The organism is Salmonella sp. 32031103-2018-00083-FB-01-SM-01 (genome assembly GCF_017571995.1).
Taxonomy (GTDB): Bacteria; Pseudomonadota; Gammaproteobacteria; order Enterobacterales; family Enterobacteriaceae; genus Salmonella; species Salmonella enterica.
The window spans coordinates 204,939-222,691 of sequence record NZ_JAGEQL010000006.1 but is presented as its reverse complement, the minus strand read 5'-3'; the positions used below and the strand labels follow the sequence as shown (position 1 = coordinate 222,691).

The 17,753-nt window shown below is 57.1% G+C and carries 17 protein-coding genes; 15 read left to right on the top strand and 2 right to left on the bottom strand.

The window, feature by feature from the left end:
- Window positions 1–123: 123 nt before the first annotated feature.
- Both J4614_RS17850 and J4614_RS17845 read left to right on the top strand, forming a co-directional pair.
- Entirely contained in the window at window positions 124–1,167 is a 1,044-nt protein-coding gene (locus tag J4614_RS17850) for a DUF1176 domain-containing protein (protein ID WP_001270668.1), read from the top strand.
- 128 nt (window positions 1,168–1,295) lie between these two features.
- On the top strand, window positions 1,296–1,526 hold the full coding sequence (locus J4614_RS17845; RefSeq protein WP_000700635.1) for a hypothetical protein: 231 nt from the start codon (window positions 1,296–1,298) through the stop codon (window positions 1,524–1,526).
- 62 nt (window positions 1,527–1,588) lie between these two features.
- Here J4614_RS17845 and tkt read toward each other — a convergent pair whose 3' ends face one another.
- Together tkt and tal are read right to left on the bottom strand one after the other, a co-directional pair.
- A complete protein-coding gene (tkt, locus tag J4614_RS17840; RefSeq protein ID WP_000087328.1) occupies window positions 1,589–3,589 on the bottom strand; it encodes a transketolase in 2,001 nt (666 codons plus the stop codon).
- Window positions 3,590–3,608: 19 nt separating this feature from the next.
- Complete coding sequence (gene tal, locus J4614_RS17835; protein ID WP_001072443.1) at window positions 3,609–4,559, bottom strand: transaldolase; 951 nt, start codon at window positions 4,557–4,559, stop codon at window positions 3,609–3,611.
- A gap of 271 nt (window positions 4,560–4,830) precedes the next feature.
- On the opposite strand from tal, the gene maeB reads away from it, so the two are divergent.
- The 13 genes from maeB (at window position 4,831) to eutA (ending at window position 17,753) form a co-directional block, all read left to right on the top strand.
- Window positions 4,831–7,110 carry an NADP-dependent oxaloacetate-decarboxylating malate dehydrogenase gene (maeB, locus tag J4614_RS17830; RefSeq protein ID WP_000344299.1) on the top strand — a complete coding sequence of 760 codons (2,280 nt, stop codon included), beginning with the start codon at window positions 4,831–4,833 and terminating at the stop codon, window positions 7,108–7,110.
- 416 nt (window positions 7,111–7,526) lie between these two features.
- Window positions 7,527–7,862, top strand: a complete 336-nt coding sequence (eutS, locus tag J4614_RS17825; RefSeq protein ID WP_001031445.1) for an ethanolamine utilization microcompartment protein EutS — start codon at window positions 7,527–7,529, stop codon at window positions 7,860–7,862.
- Between the two features lie 12 nt (window positions 7,863–7,874).
- Entirely contained in the window at window positions 7,875–8,354 is a 480-nt protein-coding gene (gene eutP / locus J4614_RS17820; RefSeq protein WP_000820751.1) for an ethanolamine utilization acetate kinase EutP, read from the top strand.
- A complete protein-coding gene (eutQ, locus tag J4614_RS17815) occupies window positions 8,332–9,021 on the top strand; it encodes an ethanolamine utilization acetate kinase EutQ (RefSeq protein WP_000733869.1) in 690 nt (229 codons plus the stop codon). Before eutP ends, eutQ begins: the two co-directional genes overlap by 23 nt.
- A complete protein-coding gene (eutT, locus tag J4614_RS17810; RefSeq protein WP_000997661.1) occupies window positions 9,018–9,821 on the top strand; it encodes an ethanolamine utilization cob(I)yrinic acid a,c-diamide adenosyltransferase EutT in 804 nt (267 codons plus the stop codon). The genes eutQ and eutT overlap by 4 nt, the downstream gene beginning before the upstream one ends.
- On the top strand, window positions 9,818–10,834 hold the full coding sequence (gene pta / locus J4614_RS17805) for a phosphate acetyltransferase (protein ID WP_000582927.1): 1,017 nt from the start codon (window positions 9,818–9,820) through the stop codon (window positions 10,832–10,834). Before eutT ends, pta begins: the two co-directional genes overlap by 4 nt.
- A 40-nt stretch (window positions 10,835–10,874) precedes the next feature.
- Window positions 10,875–11,165, top strand: a complete 291-nt coding sequence (eutM, locus tag J4614_RS17800; RefSeq protein WP_000387716.1) for an ethanolamine utilization microcompartment protein EutM — start codon at window positions 10,875–10,877, stop codon at window positions 11,163–11,165.
- A 112-nt stretch (window positions 11,166–11,277) separates the two neighbouring features.
- Window positions 11,278–11,565, top strand: a complete 288-nt coding sequence (eutN, locus tag J4614_RS17795; RefSeq protein ID WP_001522340.1) for an ethanolamine utilization microcompartment protein EutN — start codon at window positions 11,278–11,280, stop codon at window positions 11,563–11,565.
- Between the two features lie 11 nt (window positions 11,566–11,576).
- The gene (locus J4614_RS17790) at window positions 11,577–12,980 is read left to right on the top strand and encodes an aldehyde dehydrogenase family protein (RefSeq protein WP_001075649.1); all 1,404 of its coding nucleotides are present in this window, start codon (window positions 11,577–11,579) and stop codon (window positions 12,978–12,980) included.
- Between the two features lie 10 nt (window positions 12,981–12,990).
- Window positions 12,991–13,830, top strand: coding sequence for an ethanolamine utilization protein EutJ (gene eutJ / locus J4614_RS17785; RefSeq protein ID WP_208293268.1), 840 nt, complete (start codon window positions 12,991–12,993; stop codon window positions 13,828–13,830).
- The gene (gene eutG, locus J4614_RS17780; RefSeq protein ID WP_001147505.1) at window positions 13,820–15,007 is read left to right on the top strand and encodes an ethanolamine utilization ethanol dehydrogenase EutG; all 1,188 of its coding nucleotides are present in this window, start codon (window positions 13,820–13,822) and stop codon (window positions 15,005–15,007) included. The genes eutJ and eutG overlap by 11 nt, the downstream gene beginning before the upstream one ends.
- 119 nt (window positions 15,008–15,126) lie before the next feature.
- Window positions 15,127–16,353: an ethanolamine utilization protein EutH gene (gene eutH, locus J4614_RS17775; RefSeq protein ID WP_208293267.1), complete on the top strand. Its 1,227-nt coding sequence runs from the start codon at window positions 15,127–15,129 to the stop codon at window positions 16,351–16,353.
- Window positions 16,350–17,753: an ethanolamine ammonia-lyase reactivating factor EutA gene (gene eutA, locus J4614_RS17770; RefSeq protein WP_001097518.1), complete on the top strand. Its 1,404-nt coding sequence runs from the start codon at window positions 16,350–16,352 to the stop codon at window positions 17,751–17,753. Before eutH ends, eutA begins: the two co-directional genes overlap by 4 nt.

Genomic DNA, 17,753 nt, shown 5'->3' with positions numbered 1-17,753 from the left:
AAAAAAGAAATATATTTCTTTACACAAAAAAGACCAATCCGATAAATCTGATTGAGAACCCTGAGGCGCGCAAGGAAGATACCGCCTTAGCTGTGTTGTTCTGAATCTGGGGTTGTTCCGTTCATGCGCTACCGCGTTATTCTTTTTTGTCTGTTTGGCCTGTTGCCGGTCCAGCTACTGTGGGCTGCGCCAGCGCAACGGACTTTTTCCGACTGGCAGGTCACCTGCAATAACCAAAATTTTTGCGTAGCGCGCAATACTGGCGAACATCATGGGCTGGTGATGACATTAAGCCGCAGCGCCGGGGCGCGTACCGATGCGGTACTGCGTATCGACCGCGGCGGTTTGGCGCCGCCCGACGCTAAAGAAGCCGCAATTGCGCCTCGCTTATTGCTGGATGGCAAACCGCTTTCGTTCAACAGTCCACACTGGCGCGTGTCGCCCTGGCACCTCATGACCGGCGATCCTGCCACCATCACCGCATTTTTACAGACGATTCAGGATGCGCAAGCTATCACCTTAAAAAACGGCGTTCAGACGCTTTCGCTGGCGGGATTAAAAGCGGCATTACTGTTTATCGACGCGCAACAAAAACGTGTGGGCAGCGAAACCGCCTGGATTGAAAAAGGAAACGAACCGCCGCTCAGCGTGCCCCCGGCACCGGCATTAAAGGGGATCGCCGTGATTAATCCAACGCCCGTACCGCTGAGTGAGGAAGAACGCGACGATCTGCTGGACTACGCAGCATGGCGGGTAAACGGCATTCGCTGTTCGCTTGACCCGCTGCGTCGCGAGACGCAGGTCAGCGCGTTGACGGATGATAAAGCGTTATTGATTGTTAACTGCGAAGCCGGCGCCTATAACACTATTGATCTCGCCTGGGTAGTTTCACGCAAAAAAACGCTCGCCTCGCGCGCCGTACGTTTGCGGCTGCCGTTTAATCGCGGCGTCGAAAGTAATGACATGGAGTTGATGAACGCCTTCTTTGACGAGAAAACGCGCGAGCTGGTGACGTTGGCGAAAGGGCGGGGGTTAACCGACTGTGGTATCCAGACGCGCTGGCGTTATGATGGCGATCGTTTTCGTCTGGTACGTTATGCCGAAGAACCGAGCTGCGATAACTGGCACGGGCCGGATGCCTGGCCTACGCTGTGGATCACGCGTTGAATCCTGGTTGTTATCCCCCTTTTCAGAATAGGGATACACCTATTGAGGTTTCATTTATGGTATAGAGATTGCTACGTTACGGTAGGATTGTTATTTTACCCGATAGCCTCACCACAGCAGGAAATAGTATGAAAATAAATAATGGCCCCGTATTATGCCCCCATTGTGGCTGCCTGAGCGCTTATTATGAAATAGATCGGCTGGCGGCGATAAGAGAAAAAGTGAATAAAGAAGGCGGATCAGCGGCGTGGGATTCAACATTGCAGGCGCATAAAAAAAAGGCCTTTTGCCTGATGTGCCATAAATCCATTGATGAGGTCGTCATCGGGCAGTCAGATGCGCCTGAGTCTACGAAGTAATTTTGCACAGCCTACAGAACAGGTCTGCAGACTGCGCAAAGTCTGTGTTGCTAACGCTCGCCTTAGCCTTTGATGTTCAGCACCCGGCGGGCTTTTTCTACAATATTTTCCACGGTAAAGCCAAAATACGGGAACAGTTTGTCAGCCGGGGCGGATTCACCGTATCCCGTCATGCCGATAATTGCGCCTTTTAGGCCAACATATTTATACCAGTAGTCGGCTATACCGGCTTCCACCGCGACGCGGGCGGTCACGTGCGCCGGTAGCACTGATTCGCGATATGCCTCGTCCTGCGCATCGAAAATATCCGTTGAAGGCAACGACACCACGCGAACGTTATGCCCCTCGCCAGTCAATTTTTCCGCCGCCTGGAGGGTAATTTCCATTTCCGATCCGGTAGCGATCAGAATGATATCCGGCTTGCCGCCGCTATCCTTCAGAATATAACCGCCGCGAGCAATTGCTTTCACCTGTTCCGGCGTGCGTTCCACCTGCGCCAGATTCTGCCGCGAGAGAATCAACGCCGTCGGCCCGTGCTGACGTTCAATGGCCAGCTTCCAGCCGACCGCCGCCTCAACCTGATCGCAGGGACGCCAGGTGCTGAAGTTAGGCGTTAAGCGCAGGCCCGCCAGTTGTTCCACGGCCTGGTGCGTCGGGCCATCTTCGCCCAAACCGATGGAGTCGTGGGTATAGACCATAATCTGCCGGGCTTTCATTAAGGCCGCCATACGCGCCGCGTTACGCGCATATTCGACAAACATCAGAAACGTGGCGGTATACGGTACAAAGCCGCCGTGGTGGGCGATGCCGTTGGCAATGGCGGTCATGCCGAATTCGCGCACGCCATAGTGGATGTAATTACCTGCCGGATCCTCTTTCAACGAGGTCGAACCTTTCCAGATAGTCAGGTTGCTCGGTGCCAGATCCGCCGATCCGCCCAACAGTTCCGGCAACAGGGGACCGTAGGCATTGAGCGTATTTTGCGATGCTTTACGGGTGGCGATTTTGGCCGGATTAGCCTGCAAGTCGTTAATAAATTTTTGCGTGGCGGATTCCCATGTCTCCGGCAGTCCGCCGCTCATCCGGCGGGTAAACTCTGCGGCCAGCTCAGGATAAGCCTTCTCATAAGCAGCAAACTTTTCCTGCCACTGCTGCTGCGCTTTCTCGCCTTTTTCACGGCCATCCCACGCGCGGTAAATCTCTTTTGGGATCTCAAACGCCGGATGATGCCATCCCAGCTTCTGGCGGGTCAGCGCCACCTCTTCTTCGCCCAGCGCCGCGCCGTGCGACTCCTCCTTCCCGGCTTTATTCGGCGAGCCAAAACCTATCACCGTCCGACAGATAATTAGCGAAGGTTTATCTTTTACACTCTGGGCTTCGAGAATGGCTTTTTTCACCGCTTCCGGATCGTGCCCGTCAATGTCATGCACGACATGCCAGTGGTAGGCTTCAAAACGTTTGGCGGTATCGTCGGTAAACCAGCCTTCGGTTTCGCCATCAATGGAGATGCCGTTGTGATCGTAAAAGCCGATCAGTTTGCCCAGTCCCAGCGTACCAGCCAGCGAACACACCTCATGCGAGATCCCCTCCATCAGACAGCCGTCGCCCATAAAGACATAGGTGTAGTGGTCGACAATCTCGTGGTCCGGCCGGTTGAACTGTGCGCCTAACGTACGCTCGGCAATCGCCAGCCCGACGGCATTCGCCAGCCCCTGGCCCAGCGGTCCGGTGGTGGTTTCAACGCCGGGCGTATAGCCAATCTCCGGGTGACCTGGCGTTTTGGAGTGCAGTTGACGGAAGTTTTTTAGCTCCTCCAGCGGCAGGTCATAACCGGTTAAATGCAGCAGACTATAGAGCAGCATGGAGGCGTGACCGTTGGAAAGGATAAAACGATCACGGTCATACCAGGTCGGATCGGTGGGGTTATGTTTAAGAAAATCGTTCCATAGCACTTCAGCGATATCCGCCATCCCCATCGGCGCGCCGGGGTGCCCGGAATTGGCTTTTTGAACGGCATCCATGCTCAGCGCACGAATCGCATTGGCAAGGTCTTTACGGGACATAAATCACTCCATGCAAGGTTTATAGTTTGGCGGCAAGCAGGTCTTCCAGTTTGCGCTGGTCAACAGCAAAAAGACGGATACCTTCCGACAGCTTCTCTACGGCCATCGCGTCCTGATTATGTTCCCAGCGGAACTCCGCTTCCGTCATTGGCGTAGGACGGTGGAACATCTGCGAGGAAGGCACCAGTTTACGGATCACCGGTTCTTCTTTTTCTTTCAGCTCTTTAAGCAGATTAGGGGAGATAGTCAGTCGATCGCAGCCGGTTAGCGCGAGGATTTGCTCAGTACGGCGGAAACTTGCGCCCATCACGATGGTTTCATAGCGATGCTGTTTAAAGTAATCGTAGATATTGCGTACCGATTTCACGCCGGGATCTTCCTCCACGACATACGGCTCCAGCGGACTACGCGCCTGATACCAGTCGTAAATTCGGCCCACGAACGGAGAGATCAAATAGACGCCCGCTTCGGCGCAGGCGCGCGCCTGGGCAAAAGAGAACAACAACGTCAGGTTGCAATTAATGCCCTCTTTTTCGAGCTGCCCGGCGGCGCGGATACCTTCCCAGGTTGCGGCGAGCTTGATCAGAATGCGCGATTTATCAATACCCTGCTGCTGGTAGAGATCCACCAGATGGCGCGCTTTCTCGATACTTTTTTCTTTATCGAATGATAACCGCGCGTCGACTTCAGTGGAGACGCGACCGGGAATACTTTTCAGTATTTCCGCGCCAAAATTGACCGCCAGCTTATCGCTGGCTGCTGCAACCTGCTGTTCCTGCGTACCGCCGTGTTTTTTTCCCCAGGCAATCGCATCCTCAATCAAATGACCATACTGCTCAAGCCCGGCGGCTTTCAGCAGTAAAGAGGGATTTGTCGTGGCATCCTGCGGCTGGTAGTGGCGGATGGACTCGATGTCGCCGCTGTCGGCGACGACGGTAGTGAATTGTTTGATGCCGTCTAGCTGGTTCATAGGAAATACTCCTTGAAAAGTAAAGTGTTAGATGAGTGTGTTGATTCACACTTCTGAAAGATTGATACACTACATAACCAAAAAGCATAGCAGACAGGCATGGTATTGCTGGTATAAGCAGGTAACATGACCGTTATAAGTTGATAACAAACTCTTGCGCCGCGTCGTGATAGTTTGCAGACCTTCAAAGTTTGTGTTGCGCAGTACGGTGATAATGTGCGGCGCACCAGGCCGCGTCACTTTTTGAACGATACGTGAAAGGAACAACAAGATGGATGAGCAGTTAAAACAAAGCGCCCTTGATTTCCACGAATTTCCGGTACCCGGTAAAATTCAGGTTTCTCCGACTAAGCCCCTTGCCACCCAACGCGATCTGGCGTTGGCTTACTCGCCAGGCGTGGCGGCGCCCTGCCTGGAAATCGAAAAAGATCCGCTGGCAGCCTACAAATACACCGCGCGCGGCAACCTTGTCGCGGTCATTTCCAACGGTACAGCGGTGCTGGGGTTAGGCAACATTGGCGCGCTGGCCGGCAAGCCGGTCATGGAAGGCAAAGGCGTTCTGTTTAAAAAATTCGCCGGCATCGATGTGTTTGACATTGAAGTCGATGAGCTTGATCCGGACAAATTTATCAATGTGGTCGCAGCGCTGGAGCCGACCTTTGGCGGCATTAACCTCGAAGACATTAAAGCGCCGGAATGTTTCTATATTGAACAGAAACTGCGCGAGCGCATGAACATCCCGGTTTTCCATGACGATCAGCACGGAACGGCGATCATCAGTACTGCCGCCATTCTTAATGGCCTGCGAGTCGTAGAGAAAAATATTTCCGACGTGCGGATGGTCGTCTCCGGCGCAGGGGCGGCGGCAATCGCTTGTATGAACCTGCTGGTCGCGTTGGGGATGCAAAAGCACAACATCGTGGTGTGCGACTCTAAGGGCGTTATTTACAAAGGCCGTGAGCCGAATATGGCGGAGACCAAAGCGGCCTATGCGGTAGACGACAGCGGCAAGCGCACGCTGGATGAGGTCATTGACGGCGCGGATATTTTCCTCGGCTGTTCAGGCCCGAAAGTGCTGACTCAGGAGATGGTGAAGAAAATGGCCCGCGCGCCAATGATTCTGGCGCTGGCTAACCCGGAACCGGAAATTCTGCCGCCGCTGGCGAAAGAAGTGCGCCCGGACGCCATTATCTGTACCGGTCGTTCCGACTATCCGAACCAGGTGAACAACGTATTGTGCTTCCCGTTTATCTTCCGCGGCGCACTGGACGTCGGCGCGACGGCGATCAACGAAGAGATGAAACTGGCGGCGGTCCGTGCGATTGCTGAGCTGGCGCACGCCGAACAGAGCGAAGTGGTGGCCTCGGCCTATGGCGATCAGGACCTGAGCTTTGGGCCGGAATACATTATTCCGAAACCGTTTGACCCGCGTCTGATTGTCAAAATCGCTCCGGCGGTCGCGAAAGCGGCAATGGATTCCGGCGTGGCGACGCGCCCGATTGCTGACTTTGATGCCTATATCGATAAACTGACCGAGTTTGTCTACAAAACCAACCTGTTCATGAAGCCGATCTTCTCGCAGGCACGCAAAGATCCGAAGCGTGTAGTGCTGCCGGAAGGGGAAGAGGCGCGCGTGCTGCACGCAACCCAGGAGTTGATCACCCTGGGGCTGGCGAAACCCATCCTGATCGGACGTCCGAGCGTGATCGAAATGCGTATCCAGAAACTGGGGCTACAGATCAAAGCGGGCGTTGATTTCGAGATCGTGAATAATGAATCCGATCCGCGCTTCAAAGAGTACTGGAGCGAGTATTACCAGATCATGAAGCGTCGCGGGGTAACTCAGGAACAGGCGCAGCGTGCGATGATCGGCAACCATACGGCCATTGGCGCGATCATGGTGCAGCGTGGGGAAGCGGATGCGATGATCTGCGGCACTATCGGCGACTACCATGAGCATTTCAGCGTAGTGAAAGCCGTCTTTGGCTACCGTGACGGCGTGCATACGGCAGGGGCGATGAACGCCTTACTGCTGCCAAGCGGCAACACTTTTATTGCCGATACTTATGTTAACGAAGATCCCACGCCGGAACAGTTGGCGGAGATCGCCGTAATGGCGGCGGAAACCGTTCGCCGCTTTGGTATTGAGCCGAAAGTCGCGCTGTTGTCGCACTCTAACTTTGGTTCCTCAAATTCGCTGTCCGCCAGCAAAATGCGCGAAACCCTTGAGCGGGTACGCGAACGAGCGCCCGATCTGATGATTGACGGTGAGATGCACGGTGATGCGGCGTTGGTGGAAAGTATTCGTAATGACCGGATGCCGGATAGCCCGCTGAAGGGAGCCGCCAATATTCTGGTGATGCCGAATATGGAAGCCGCCCGCATTAGTTACAACTTACTACGCGTCTCCAGTTCCGAAGGCGTCACGGTCGGCCCGGTCCTGATGGGCGTGTCTAAACCGGTACATGTATTAACGCCGATCGCCTCTGTACGCCGTATCGTGAATATGGTGGCGTTAGCGGTAGTTGAAGCGCAAACCACGCCGCTTTAATAACACATTACTCTCTCTTCTGGCGCAGGTTCTCCTGCGCTTTTTTTATGCGCCGTTGGGCTTCGCCATGGCATGAAAGGCTCGGGTGGGGATATTCTGGAACCTATTGCGTTACCCCTACTTATTTCACTGAATCTGTACTATGCACAAATCGCGTGATACGCATTATTTTTATCAATAGTAGTAATACAAAGAATAGCCGGTGGGTATTTATTGCGGAATAAGCTTAAATTCAGAATGACGCCTGAAAATGTGATGCACCACGATATTTATCGGTAACACCTTCGACAGAAGTCCCTTTTATTTTCTTTCTCTTAGTGATCTACCTCACCTTTTACATCACCTTGCCGAATTTTGTTATTTACTCCGACAAAAAATTGCCACGATGACGGCAGTTTCAGTGGAGATGGTGAGCAATGAATAAAGAACGCATTATTCAGGAATTTGTGCCGGGCAAACAGGTCACGCTGGCGCATCTCATTGCGCACCCTGGTGAAGAACTGGCGAAAAAGATCGGCGTTCCCGATGCCGGCGCGATTGGCATTATGACCTTAACGCCGGGGGAAACGGCCATGATCGCTGGCGATTTAGCGATGAAGGCTGCGGATGTACACATCGGTTTTCTCGACAGATTTAGCGGCGCGCTGGTGATTTATGGCACCGTCGGCGCAGTAGAAGAAGCGCTATTACAGACGGTCAGCGGGCTGGGGCGATTATTAAACTTTACCCTGTGTGAGTTAACAAAAAGTTAATTGGTGGCGGTAATGAAACGTATTGCTTTTGTCGGCGCGGTCGGTGCCGGAAAGACAACGCTTTTTAACGCGTTACGGGGAAATTATTCCCTCGCCAGAAAAACGCAGGCCGTGGAATTTAATGACCATGGCGATATCGATACGCCGGGTGAATATTTTAGCCATCCCCGTTGGTATCACGCCTTAATTACCACGTTGCAGGATGTGGACACGCTGATTTATGTCCACGCGGCAAACGATAAAGAAAGTCGCTTACCTGCCGGGTTATTGGATGTTGGAACCCGTAAACGACATATCGCCGTTATCAGCAAAACGGACATGCCGGATGCCGACGTCGCCGCTACGCGGCAGTTGCTTTGCGAGATTGGATTCCGGGAGCCGATTTTCGAGCTCAACGGCCACGACCCGCAAAGCGTGCGGCAGTTGGTGGATTATCTGGCGGCTCTCAGTGAACAGGAGGAAGAGGCAGGTGAAAAAACTTATCACAGCTAACGATATTCGTGCGGCCCACGCCCGCGGCGAACAGGCGATGTCGGTAGTGCTGCGCGCCAGCATTATTACCCCGGAGGCTCGCGAAGTGGCGGAACTACTGGGCTTCACGATTACCGAATGCGACGAGTCCGTCCCGGCATCCACATCGGCGCAGGCGTGTAAAAGCGAAAGCCAGCGCATTCGGGAAGCCATCATCGCGCAGCTCCCGGAAGGGCAGTTTACTGAAAGCCTGGTGGCGCAGCTGATGGAAAAAGTGCTGAAGGAAAAGCAGTCGCTGGAACTGGGGACGATGCAGCCGAGCTTTACCTCCGTCACGGGTAAAGGCGGCGTGAAAGTCATTAACGGCAGCAGCGTGAAATTTGGCCGCTTCGACGGCGCCGAACCGCACTGCGTCGGCTTAACCGATCTGGTTACAGAGCAGGACGGCAGCAGCATGGCCGCCGGGTTTATGCAGTGGGACAACGCCTTTTTCCCGTGGACGCTGAACTACGACGAAATCGACATGGTGCTGGAGGGCGAACTGCACGTACGCCATGAAGGCGAAACCATGATTGCCAAAGCCGGAGATGTCATGTTCATCCCTAAAGGCTCCAGCATTGAATTTGGCACGCCAACGTCCGTGCGCTTTCTGTACGTCGCCTGGCCTGCGAACTGGCAATCCGTATGAACGATTTCATCACCGAAACGTGGCTCAGAGCGAATCATACGCTCAGCGAAGGATCGGAAATCCATCTGCCCGCTGATGCACGACTGACGCCCTCGGCCCGGGAACTGCTGGAAAGCCGCCGCCTGCGCATTAAGTTTCTGGATCAGCAAGGCCGGCTGTTTGTTGATGATGACGAACAGCAGCCGCAGCCGGTACATGGCTTAACCAGTAGCGATACGCACCCACAGGCCTGCTGTGAACTGTGCCGCCAGCCGGTGGTGAAAAAGCCCGATACGCTGACCCATCTGACGGCGGACAAAATGGTCGCCAAAAGCGACCCGCGCCTCGGCTTTCGCGCCGCGCTCGACAGCGCCATCGCGCTGACCGTGTGGCTACAAATCGAACTGGCGGAACCCTGGCAGCCGTGGCTTTTCGATATCCGTTCGCGGCTGGGCAACATTATGCGCGCCGACGCTATAGATGAACCGCTGGCGGCGCAGTCTATCGTCGGGCTGAACGAGGATGAGCTGCATCGGCTTTCCCACCAGCCGCTGCGCTATCTCGACCACGATCACCTGGTGCCGGAGGCCAGCCACGGTCGCGATGCGGCGCTGCTTAATCTCCTGCGAACCAAGGTCCGCGAAACGGAAACCCTCGCCGCACAAGTGTTTATTACCCGTAGTTTTGAGGTCTTGCGCCCGGACATTTTACAGGCGCTGAACCGTCTCTCCAGCACGGTTTACGTGATGATGATTTTGAGCGTGGCGAAACATCCGCTGACGGTCGCCCAAATTCAACAACGGTTGGGAGAGAAGCCATGATCATTGAACGCGCCCGCGAACTGGCGGTACGCGCCCCCGCCAGAGTCGTCTTTCCCGATGCGCTGGACGAACGCGTGCTGAAAGCGGCGCATTACCTGCAACAGTACGGTTTGGCTCGCCCCGTTCTGGTCGCCAGCCCGTTTGCGCTGCGTCAGTTTGCCCTGAGTCATCGTATGGCGATGGATGGCATTCAGGTCATCGACCCACACAGCAACCTGAGTATGCGCCAGCGTTTTGCGCAACGCTGGCTTGCCCGTGCCGGAGAAAAAACGCCGCCGGACGCAGTGGAAAAGCTTAGCGACCCGCTGATGTTCGCTGCCGCCATGGTGAGCGCCGGTGAGGCTGATGTGTGTATCGCAGGCAACCTGTCGTCAACGGCGAATGTGCTGCGCGCAGGGCTGCGGGTGATTGGCCTGCAACCCGGGTGCAAAACATTGTCGTCTATTTTCCTGATGCTGCCGCAGTATGCCGGTCCGGCATTAGGGTTCGCCGATTGCAGCGTAGTGCCGCAGCCGACGGCGGCGCAGCTGGCGGATATCGCTATCGCCAGCGCCGACACCTGGCGGGCTATTACCGGCGAAGAGCCGCGCGTGGCGATGCTGTCATTTTCAAGCAACGGCAGCGCCCGTCACCCCAATGTTGCCAACGTGCAGCAGGCGACAGAGCTCGTTCGCGAACGTGCGCCGCAACTGCTTGTGGACGGTGAATTGCAGTTTGACGCCGCTTTCGTCCCGGAGGTCGCCGCGCAAAAAGCGCCTGACAGCCCGCTGCAAGGCCGCGCCAACGTGATGATTTTCCCGTCGTTGGAGGCGGGCAATATTGGCTACAAAATCGCTCAGCGTCTGGGAGGCTATCGCGCTGTTGGGCCGCTAATTCAGGGGCTTGCCGCGCCGCTTCACGACCTCTCCCGAGGCTGTAGCGTGCAGGAAATTATCGAACTGGCGTTGGTGGCAGCCGTGCCGCGCCAGGCTGACGTGAGCCGCGAACGCAGCTTACACACACTGGTTGAATGAACGGTCCCGTTCTGGACCCCTTTAATGAGAGGAAAACACGATGGAAGCATTAGGAATGATTGAAACCCGGGGCCTGGTTGCGCTGATTGAGGCCTCAGATGCGATGGTAAAAGCCGCACGCGTGAAGCTGGTCGGCGTGAAGCAGATTGGCGGTGGCCTGTGTACGGCCATGGTACGTGGCGACGTGGCGGCGTGCAAAGCCGCAACCGATGCTGGCGCCGCTGCGGCGCAGCGCATTGGCGAGCTGGTCTCCGTACACGTGATTCCACGCCCGCACGGCGATCTGGAAGAAGTGTTCCCGATCAGCTTCAAAGGCGACAGCAACATTTGATGGTAGGCCGGATAAGACGCGCAGCGTCGCCATCCGGCATGAATGCGCGCCATTGCCTGATGGTGCGCAGATTCAAGGCCTACGACCCAACGGGCAATCCATGGAGGCGGATATGAAACTGGCAGTCGTCACAGGACAAATCGTATGTACCGTCCGCCATCAGGGACTGGCGCATGACAAATTGCTGATGGTGGAAATGATCGATGCCCAGGGCAACCCCGACGGGCAGTGTGCCGTCGCTATCGACAGTATCGGGGCGGGAACCGGAGAGTGGGTACTGCTGGTCAGCGGCAGTTCCGCACGCCAGGCGCATCGCAGCGAATTATCACCGGTCGATCTGTGCGTCATTGGCATCGTCGATGAAGTGGTGGCTGGCGGGAAAGTGGTTTTCCATAAATAGGACTGAACATCATGAATCAACAGGATATTGAACAGGTGGTGAAAGCGGTACTGCTGAAAATGAAAGACAGCAGCCAGCCGGACAGCACTGTTCATGAGATGGGCGTTTTTGCCTCCCTGGATGACGCAGTGGCGGCAGCAAAACGGGCCCAGCAGGGGCTGAAGAGCGTGGCGATGCGCCAGCTTGCCATTCATGCCATTCGCGAAGCGGGCGAAAAACACGCCCGAGAATTAGCGGAACTTGCCGTCAGCGAAACCGGCATGGGACGCGTTGACGATAAATTTGCTAAAAACGTGGCGCAGGCGCGCGGCACGCCGGGCGTCGAGTGTTTATCTCCGCAGGTGCTGACCGGCGATAACGGCCTGACGCTGATTGAAAATGCGCCGTGGGGCGTGGTGGCCTCGGTCACGCCGTCCACCAATCCGGCGGCGACGGTGATTAATAACGCCATCAGCCTGATTGCCGCAGGCAACAGCGTCGTGTTTGCCCCGCATCCGGCGGCGAAAAAGGTCTCTCAGCGGGCAATCACCCTCCTCAATCAGGCGGTGGTCGCCGCCGGTGGCCCGGAAAATTTGCTGGTCACCGTGGCGAACCCGGATATCGAAACCGCCCAGCGGCTGTTCAAGTATCCCGGTATTGGCCTGCTGGTGGTGACTGGCGGCGAAGCGGTGGTGGACGCGGCGCGCAAACATACTAATAAACGCCTGATTGCCGCTGGTGCCGGCAATCCCCCGGTGGTGGTGGATGAGACCGCCGACCTGCCGCGCGCTGCACAATCCATCGTCAAAGGCGCGTCGTTTGATAACAACATCATCTGCGCCGACGAAAAAGTGCTGATTGTGGTGGATAGCGTCGCCGACGAGCTGATGCGTCTGATGGAAGGTCAGCACGCGGTGAAACTGACCGCCGCTCAGGCCGAACAGCTCCAGCCGGTGCTACTGAAGAATATCGATGAACGCGGTAAAGGCACCGTCAGCCGTGACTGGGTCGGTCGTGACGCGGGCAAGATCGCCGCAGCCATCGGCCTGAACGTCCCGGATCAAACGCGCCTGCTGTTTGTGGAAACGCCCGCTAACCATCCGTTTGCCGTCACTGAAATGATGATGCCGGTACTGCCGGTGGTGCGGGTCGCCAACGTCGAAGAAGCCATCGCCCTGGCGGTACAACTTGAAGGCGGTTGCCACCATACGGCGGCGATGCACTCGCGCAATATCGACAACATGAACCAGATGGCGAACGCCATCGACACCAGCATTTTCGTCAAAAACGGGCCGTGCATTGCCGGGCTTGGATTGGGCGGAGAAGGCTGGACCACCATGACCATCACCACGCCAACCGGCGAAGGCGTGACCAGCGCGCGTACCTTTGTGCGGCTGCGTCGATGCGTGCTGGTGGATGCGTTTCGCATTGTATAAGGGATGACTCATGGCGCACGACGAACAACTCTGGCTCACCCCAAGACTGCAAAAAGCGGCGGCCCTGTGTAACCAGACGCCCGCCGCCAGCGACACACCGCTGTGGCTGGGCGTCGATTTGGGCACTTGCGACGTGGTGTCGATGGTGGTCGACGGCAACGCCCAGCCGGTGGCGGTGTGCCTTGACTGGGCCGACGTTGTGCGTGACGGCATCGTCTGGGATTTCTTCGGCGCCGTCACCCTCGTGCGCCGCCATCTCGACACCCTTGAACAGCAGCTCGACTGCCGCTTTACCCACGCGGCGACCTCGTTCCCGCCAGGCACCGACCCGCGTATTTCGATCAACGTGCTGGAGTCTGCTGGGTTAGAAGTCAGCCACGTACTGGATGAGCCGACGGCGGTGGCGGATCTGCTGGCGCTTGATAATGCAGGCGTGGTGGATATTGGCGGCGGTACTACCGGCATTGCCATCGTCAAACAGGGCAAGGTGACTTACTCCGCCGATGAAGCCACTGGCGGGCACCATATCTCCCTGACGCTGGCGGGCAACCGCCGTATTCCCCTGGAAGAGGCGGAACAGTACAAGCGCAGCAATGCGCAGGAGATTTGGCCGGTAGTGAAGCCGGTGTACGAAAAAATGGCGGAAATCGTTGCTCGCCACATTGAAGGGCAAGGAATTGCTGATTTATGGCTGGCGGGCGGTTCCTGTATGCAGCCGGGCGTGGAGGCGTTATTTCGCCAGCGTTTCCCGGAGTTACAGGTGCATTTACCGCAGCACAGCCTGTTTATGACCCCGCTGGCGATAGCCAACAGCGGGAGAGCGAAAGCGGAGGGACTCTATGCAAGCTGAACTACAGACGGCGCTGTTTCAGGCATTCGACACCCTGAATCTGCAACGGGTGAAAACGTTCAGCGTACCGCCGGTCACGCTGTGCGGACTTGGGGCGCTCGGCGCCTGTGGACAGGAAGCGCAAGCGCGAGGCGTAAGCCATCTGTTTGTGATGGTCGACAGCTTCCTGCATCAGGCGGGAATGACCGCGCCGCTGGCACGTAGCCTGGCGATGAAGGGCGTGGCGATGACGGTCTGGCCGTGTCCGCCAGGCGAGCCGTGCATCACCGATGTCTGCGCGGCGGTGGCGCAACTGCGTGAGGCGGCGTGCGACGGCGTAGTGGCCTTTGGCGGCGGTTCGGTGCTGGACGCGGCGAAAGCGGTCGCCCTGCTGGTGACTAACCCTGACCAGACGCTGAGCGCCATGACCGAGCGCAGTACATTACGCCCGCGTCTGCCGCTGATTGCGGTGCCGACCACCGCCGGAACCGGTTCTGAAACCACCAACGTGACGGTGATTATCGACGCGGTCAGCGGGCGCAAGCAGGTGCTGGCGCACGCGTCACTAATGCCGGACGTAGCGATTCTTGATGCTGCCGTGACCGAAGGCGTTCCGCCAAACGTGACGGCGATGACCGGTATCGATGCGTTGACGCATGCGATTGAGGCCTACAGCGCGCTCAACGCCACGCCGTTTACCGACAGCCTGGCGATTGGCGCGATAGCGATGATTGGCAAATCGCTGCCGAAAGCCGTGGGTTACGGCCACGATCTGGCGGCGCGTGAAAATATGTTGCTGGCCTCCTGTATGGCGGGAATGGCCTTTTCCAGCGCTGGTCTGGGGCTGTGTCATGCGATGGCGCACCAGCCAGGGGCGGCGCTGCATATTCCGCACGGCCAGGCCAACGCCATGCTGCTGCCAACGGTCATGGGCTTTAACCGGATGGTATGCCGCGAACGCTTCAGTCAAATCGGCCGGGCGTTAACCAATAAGAAATCGGACGATCGCGATGCGATTGCGGCGGTGAGCGAGCTGATTGCCGAAGTAGGGCAGAGCAAACGGCTGGCTGACGCTGGCGCCAAACCCGAACACTACAGCGCATGGGCGCAAGCCGCGCTGGAGGATATTTGTCTGCGCAGTAACCCACGCACCGCCACACAGGCACAGATTATCGACCTGTACGCGGCTGCCGGGTAATGCCTGTAGGCCGGATAAGGTGCTCGCACCGCCATCCGGCAATAACACGGCGTTAATGCCGGAGGCGACGTAAACGTCTTATCCGGCCTACAAATCATAAATGGCAGGGAGTAAGGGCTATGGGAATTAACGAAATCATCATGTACATCATGATGTTCTTTATGCTGATTGCCGCCGTGGACAGAATCCTGTCGCAGTTCGGCGGGTCGGCGCGCTTCCTCGGTAAATTTGGTAAGAGTATTGAGGGGTCTGGCGGCCAGTTTGAAGAGGGCTTTATGGCGATGGGCGCTCTGGGGCTGGCGATGGTCGGTATGACCGCGCTGGCGCCGGTGCTGGCGCATGTACTGGGGCCGGTTATTATCCCGGTATACGAAATGCTGGGCGCGAACCCATCCATGTTTGCGGGTACGCTGCTGGCCTGTGATATGGGCGGATTCTTCCTCGCCAAAGAGCTGGCCGGCGGTGATGTCGCGGCGTGGCTATACTCAGGGTTAATCCTTGGGTCGATGATGGGGCCGACCATTGTGTTCTCCATTCCGGTGGCGCTCGGCATTATCGAACCATCTGACCGCCGCTACCTGGCGCTTGGCGTACTGGCGGGTATCGTCACCATTCCCATTGGCTGCATTGCGGGGGGATTGGTCGCCATGTACTCAGGCGTGCAGATCAATGGTCAGCCAGTGGAGTTTACCTTCGCGCTGATCCTGATGAACATGATCCCGGTATTGATCGTCGCGGTGCTGGTAGCGCTGGGGCTGAAGTTCATCCCGGAAAAAATGATCAACGGTTTCCAGATTTTCGCCAAATTTCTGGTGGCGCTGATCACCATCGGCTTGGCAGCTGCGGTGGTTAAATTCCTGTTGGGTTGGGAGTTGATTCCGGGACTCGACCCGATCTTTATGGCGCCAGGCGACAAACCCGGCGAAGTGATGCGCGCCATTGAAGTGATCGGCTCTATCTCCTGCGTGCTGCTCGGCGCGTATCCGATGGTGCTATTACTGACTCGCTGGTTTGAAAAACCGTTGATGAATGTCGGTAAACTGCTGAACGTAAATAATATTGCGGCGGCAGGCATGGTAGCGACCCTGGCGAACAATATCCCCATGTTCGGCATGATGAAGCAGATGGATACCCGCGGCAAAGTGATTAACTGCGCATTTGCCGTCTCTGCGGCGTTCGCGCTGGGCGACCATTTAGGCTTCGCCGCCGCCAACATGAACGCCATGATCTTCCCGATGATCGTTGGCAAGCTGATCGGCGGCGTGACGGCGATTGGCGTGGCGATGATGCTGGTGCCGAAAGATGACGCCGCCCAGGTGAAAACCGAAGTGGAGGCGCAATCGTGAACACTCGCCAGCTACTGAGCGTCGGTATCGATATCGGCACCACCACCACGCAGGTGATCTTCTCGCGCCTGGAGTTGGTTAACCGTGCGGCGGTGTCGCAGGTGCCGCGCTACGAATTCATCAAACGCGACATTAGCTGGCAAAGCCCGGTCTTCTTTACGCCCGTGGATAAGCAGGGCGGTCTGAAAGAGGCCGAACTTAAAGCGCTGATTCTGGCCCAGTATCAGGCCGCAGGCATCGCGCCTGAATCGGTGGACTCCGGGGCTATCATTATCACCGGCGAAAGCGCCAAAACCCGCAACGCCCGTCCGGCGGTCATGGCGCTCTCGCAGTCGCTGGGCGACTTTGTGGTCGCCAGCGCCGGGCCGCATCTGGAATCAGTCATTGCCGGTCACGGCGCCGGAGCGCAAAGCCTGTCTGAACAGCGGATGTGCCGGGTGCTGAATATTGATATCGGCGGCGGCACGTCTAACTACGCGCTGTTTGACGCGGGAAAAGTCAGCGGCACCGCCTGCCTTAACGTCGGTGGTCGCCTGCTGGAAACCGACGCTCAGGGGCGCGTGGTTTATGCCCATCAGCCGGGGCAGATGATTATCGATGAGGTGTTCGGTTCGGGTACTGATGCTCGCGCCTTAGCTGCCGCACAGTTGGGGCAGGTGGCGCGGCGGATGGCGGATCTCATCGTCGAGGTTATCACTGGCGCGCTCTCGCCGCTGGCGCAATCGCTGATGCAAACCGGGCTGCTGCCCGCCGATATTACGCCGGAGGTGATCACCCTTTCCGGTGGGGTAGGTGAATGCTACCGCAACCAACCTGCCGATCCGTTCTGCTTTTCTGATATCGGGCCGCTGCTGGCGACCGCGCTGCATGAGCACCCGCGTCTGCGCGAGATGAACGTGCAGTTTCCGGCGCAAACCGTGCGCGCCACGGTGATTGGCGCGGGGGCCCATACGCTCTCGCTTTCCGGCAGTACTATCTGGCTGGAAGACGTCCAACTGCCGCTGCGCAACCTGCCGGTGGCGATCCCGCAGGATGACGCCGATCTGGTGAACGCCTGGCGGCAGGCGCTTCTCCAGCTTGATCTCGACCCGCAAACCGACGCTTACGTGCTGGCGCTTCCCGCCACGCTCCCGGTGCGTTACGCCGCATTACTCACGGTCATCAACGCGCTGACGGCTTTTGTCGCGCGTTATCCCAATCCACATCCCCTGCTGGTGGTGGCCGAGCAGGATTTTGGTAAAGCGCTGGGCATGTTATTGCGCCCACAGTTACCGCAACTTCCGCTGGCGGTCATCGATGAGGTGGTCGTGCGGGCGGGAGACTATATCGACATTGGTACGCCTCTTTTTGGCGGATCGGTTGTGCCGGTGACGGTGAAATCACTCGCATTTCCTTCCTGA

Excerpts from the sequence above, each read along its gene's own strand:
- J4614_RS17790 (WP_001075649.1), top strand. The coding sequence starts at position 11,577 with ATGAATCAACAGGATATTGAACAGGTGGTGAAAGCGGTACTGCTGAAA.
- J4614_RS17845 (WP_000700635.1), top strand. The coding sequence starts at position 1,296 with ATGAAAATAAATAATGGCCCCGTATTATGCCCCCATTGTGGCTGCCTG.
- eutS (WP_001031445.1), top strand. The coding sequence starts at position 7,527 with ATGAATAAAGAACGCATTATTCAGGAATTTGTGCCGGGCAAACAGGTC.
- eutP (WP_000820751.1), top strand. The coding sequence starts at position 7,875 with ATGAAACGTATTGCTTTTGTCGGCGCGGTCGGTGCCGGAAAGACAACG.
- eutJ (WP_208293268.1), top strand. The coding sequence starts at position 12,991 with ATGGCGCACGACGAACAACTCTGGCTCACCCCAAGACTGCAAAAAGCG.
- tkt (WP_000087328.1), bottom strand. The coding sequence starts at position 3,589 with ATGTCCCGTAAAGACCTTGCCAATGCGATTCGTGCGCTGAGCATGGAT.
- eutH (WP_208293267.1), top strand. The coding sequence starts at position 15,127 with ATGGGAATTAACGAAATCATCATGTACATCATGATGTTCTTTATGCTG.
- pta (WP_000582927.1), top strand. The coding sequence starts at position 9,818 with ATGATCATTGAACGCGCCCGCGAACTGGCGGTACGCGCCCCCGCCAGA.
- maeB (WP_000344299.1), top strand. The coding sequence starts at position 4,831 with ATGGATGAGCAGTTAAAACAAAGCGCCCTTGATTTCCACGAATTTCCG.
- eutG (WP_001147505.1), top strand. The coding sequence starts at position 13,820 with ATGCAAGCTGAACTACAGACGGCGCTGTTTCAGGCATTCGACACCCTG.
- J4614_RS17850 (WP_001270668.1), top strand. The coding sequence starts at position 124 with ATGCGCTACCGCGTTATTCTTTTTTGTCTGTTTGGCCTGTTGCCGGTC.
- tal (WP_001072443.1), bottom strand. The coding sequence starts at position 4,559 with ATGAACCAGCTAGACGGCATCAAACAATTCACTACCGTCGTCGCCGAC.
- eutM (WP_000387716.1), top strand. The coding sequence starts at position 10,875 with ATGGAAGCATTAGGAATGATTGAAACCCGGGGCCTGGTTGCGCTGATT.
- eutT (WP_000997661.1), top strand. The coding sequence starts at position 9,018 with ATGAACGATTTCATCACCGAAACGTGGCTCAGAGCGAATCATACGCTC.
- eutN (WP_001522340.1), top strand. The coding sequence starts at position 11,278 with ATGAAACTGGCAGTCGTCACAGGACAAATCGTATGTACCGTCCGCCAT.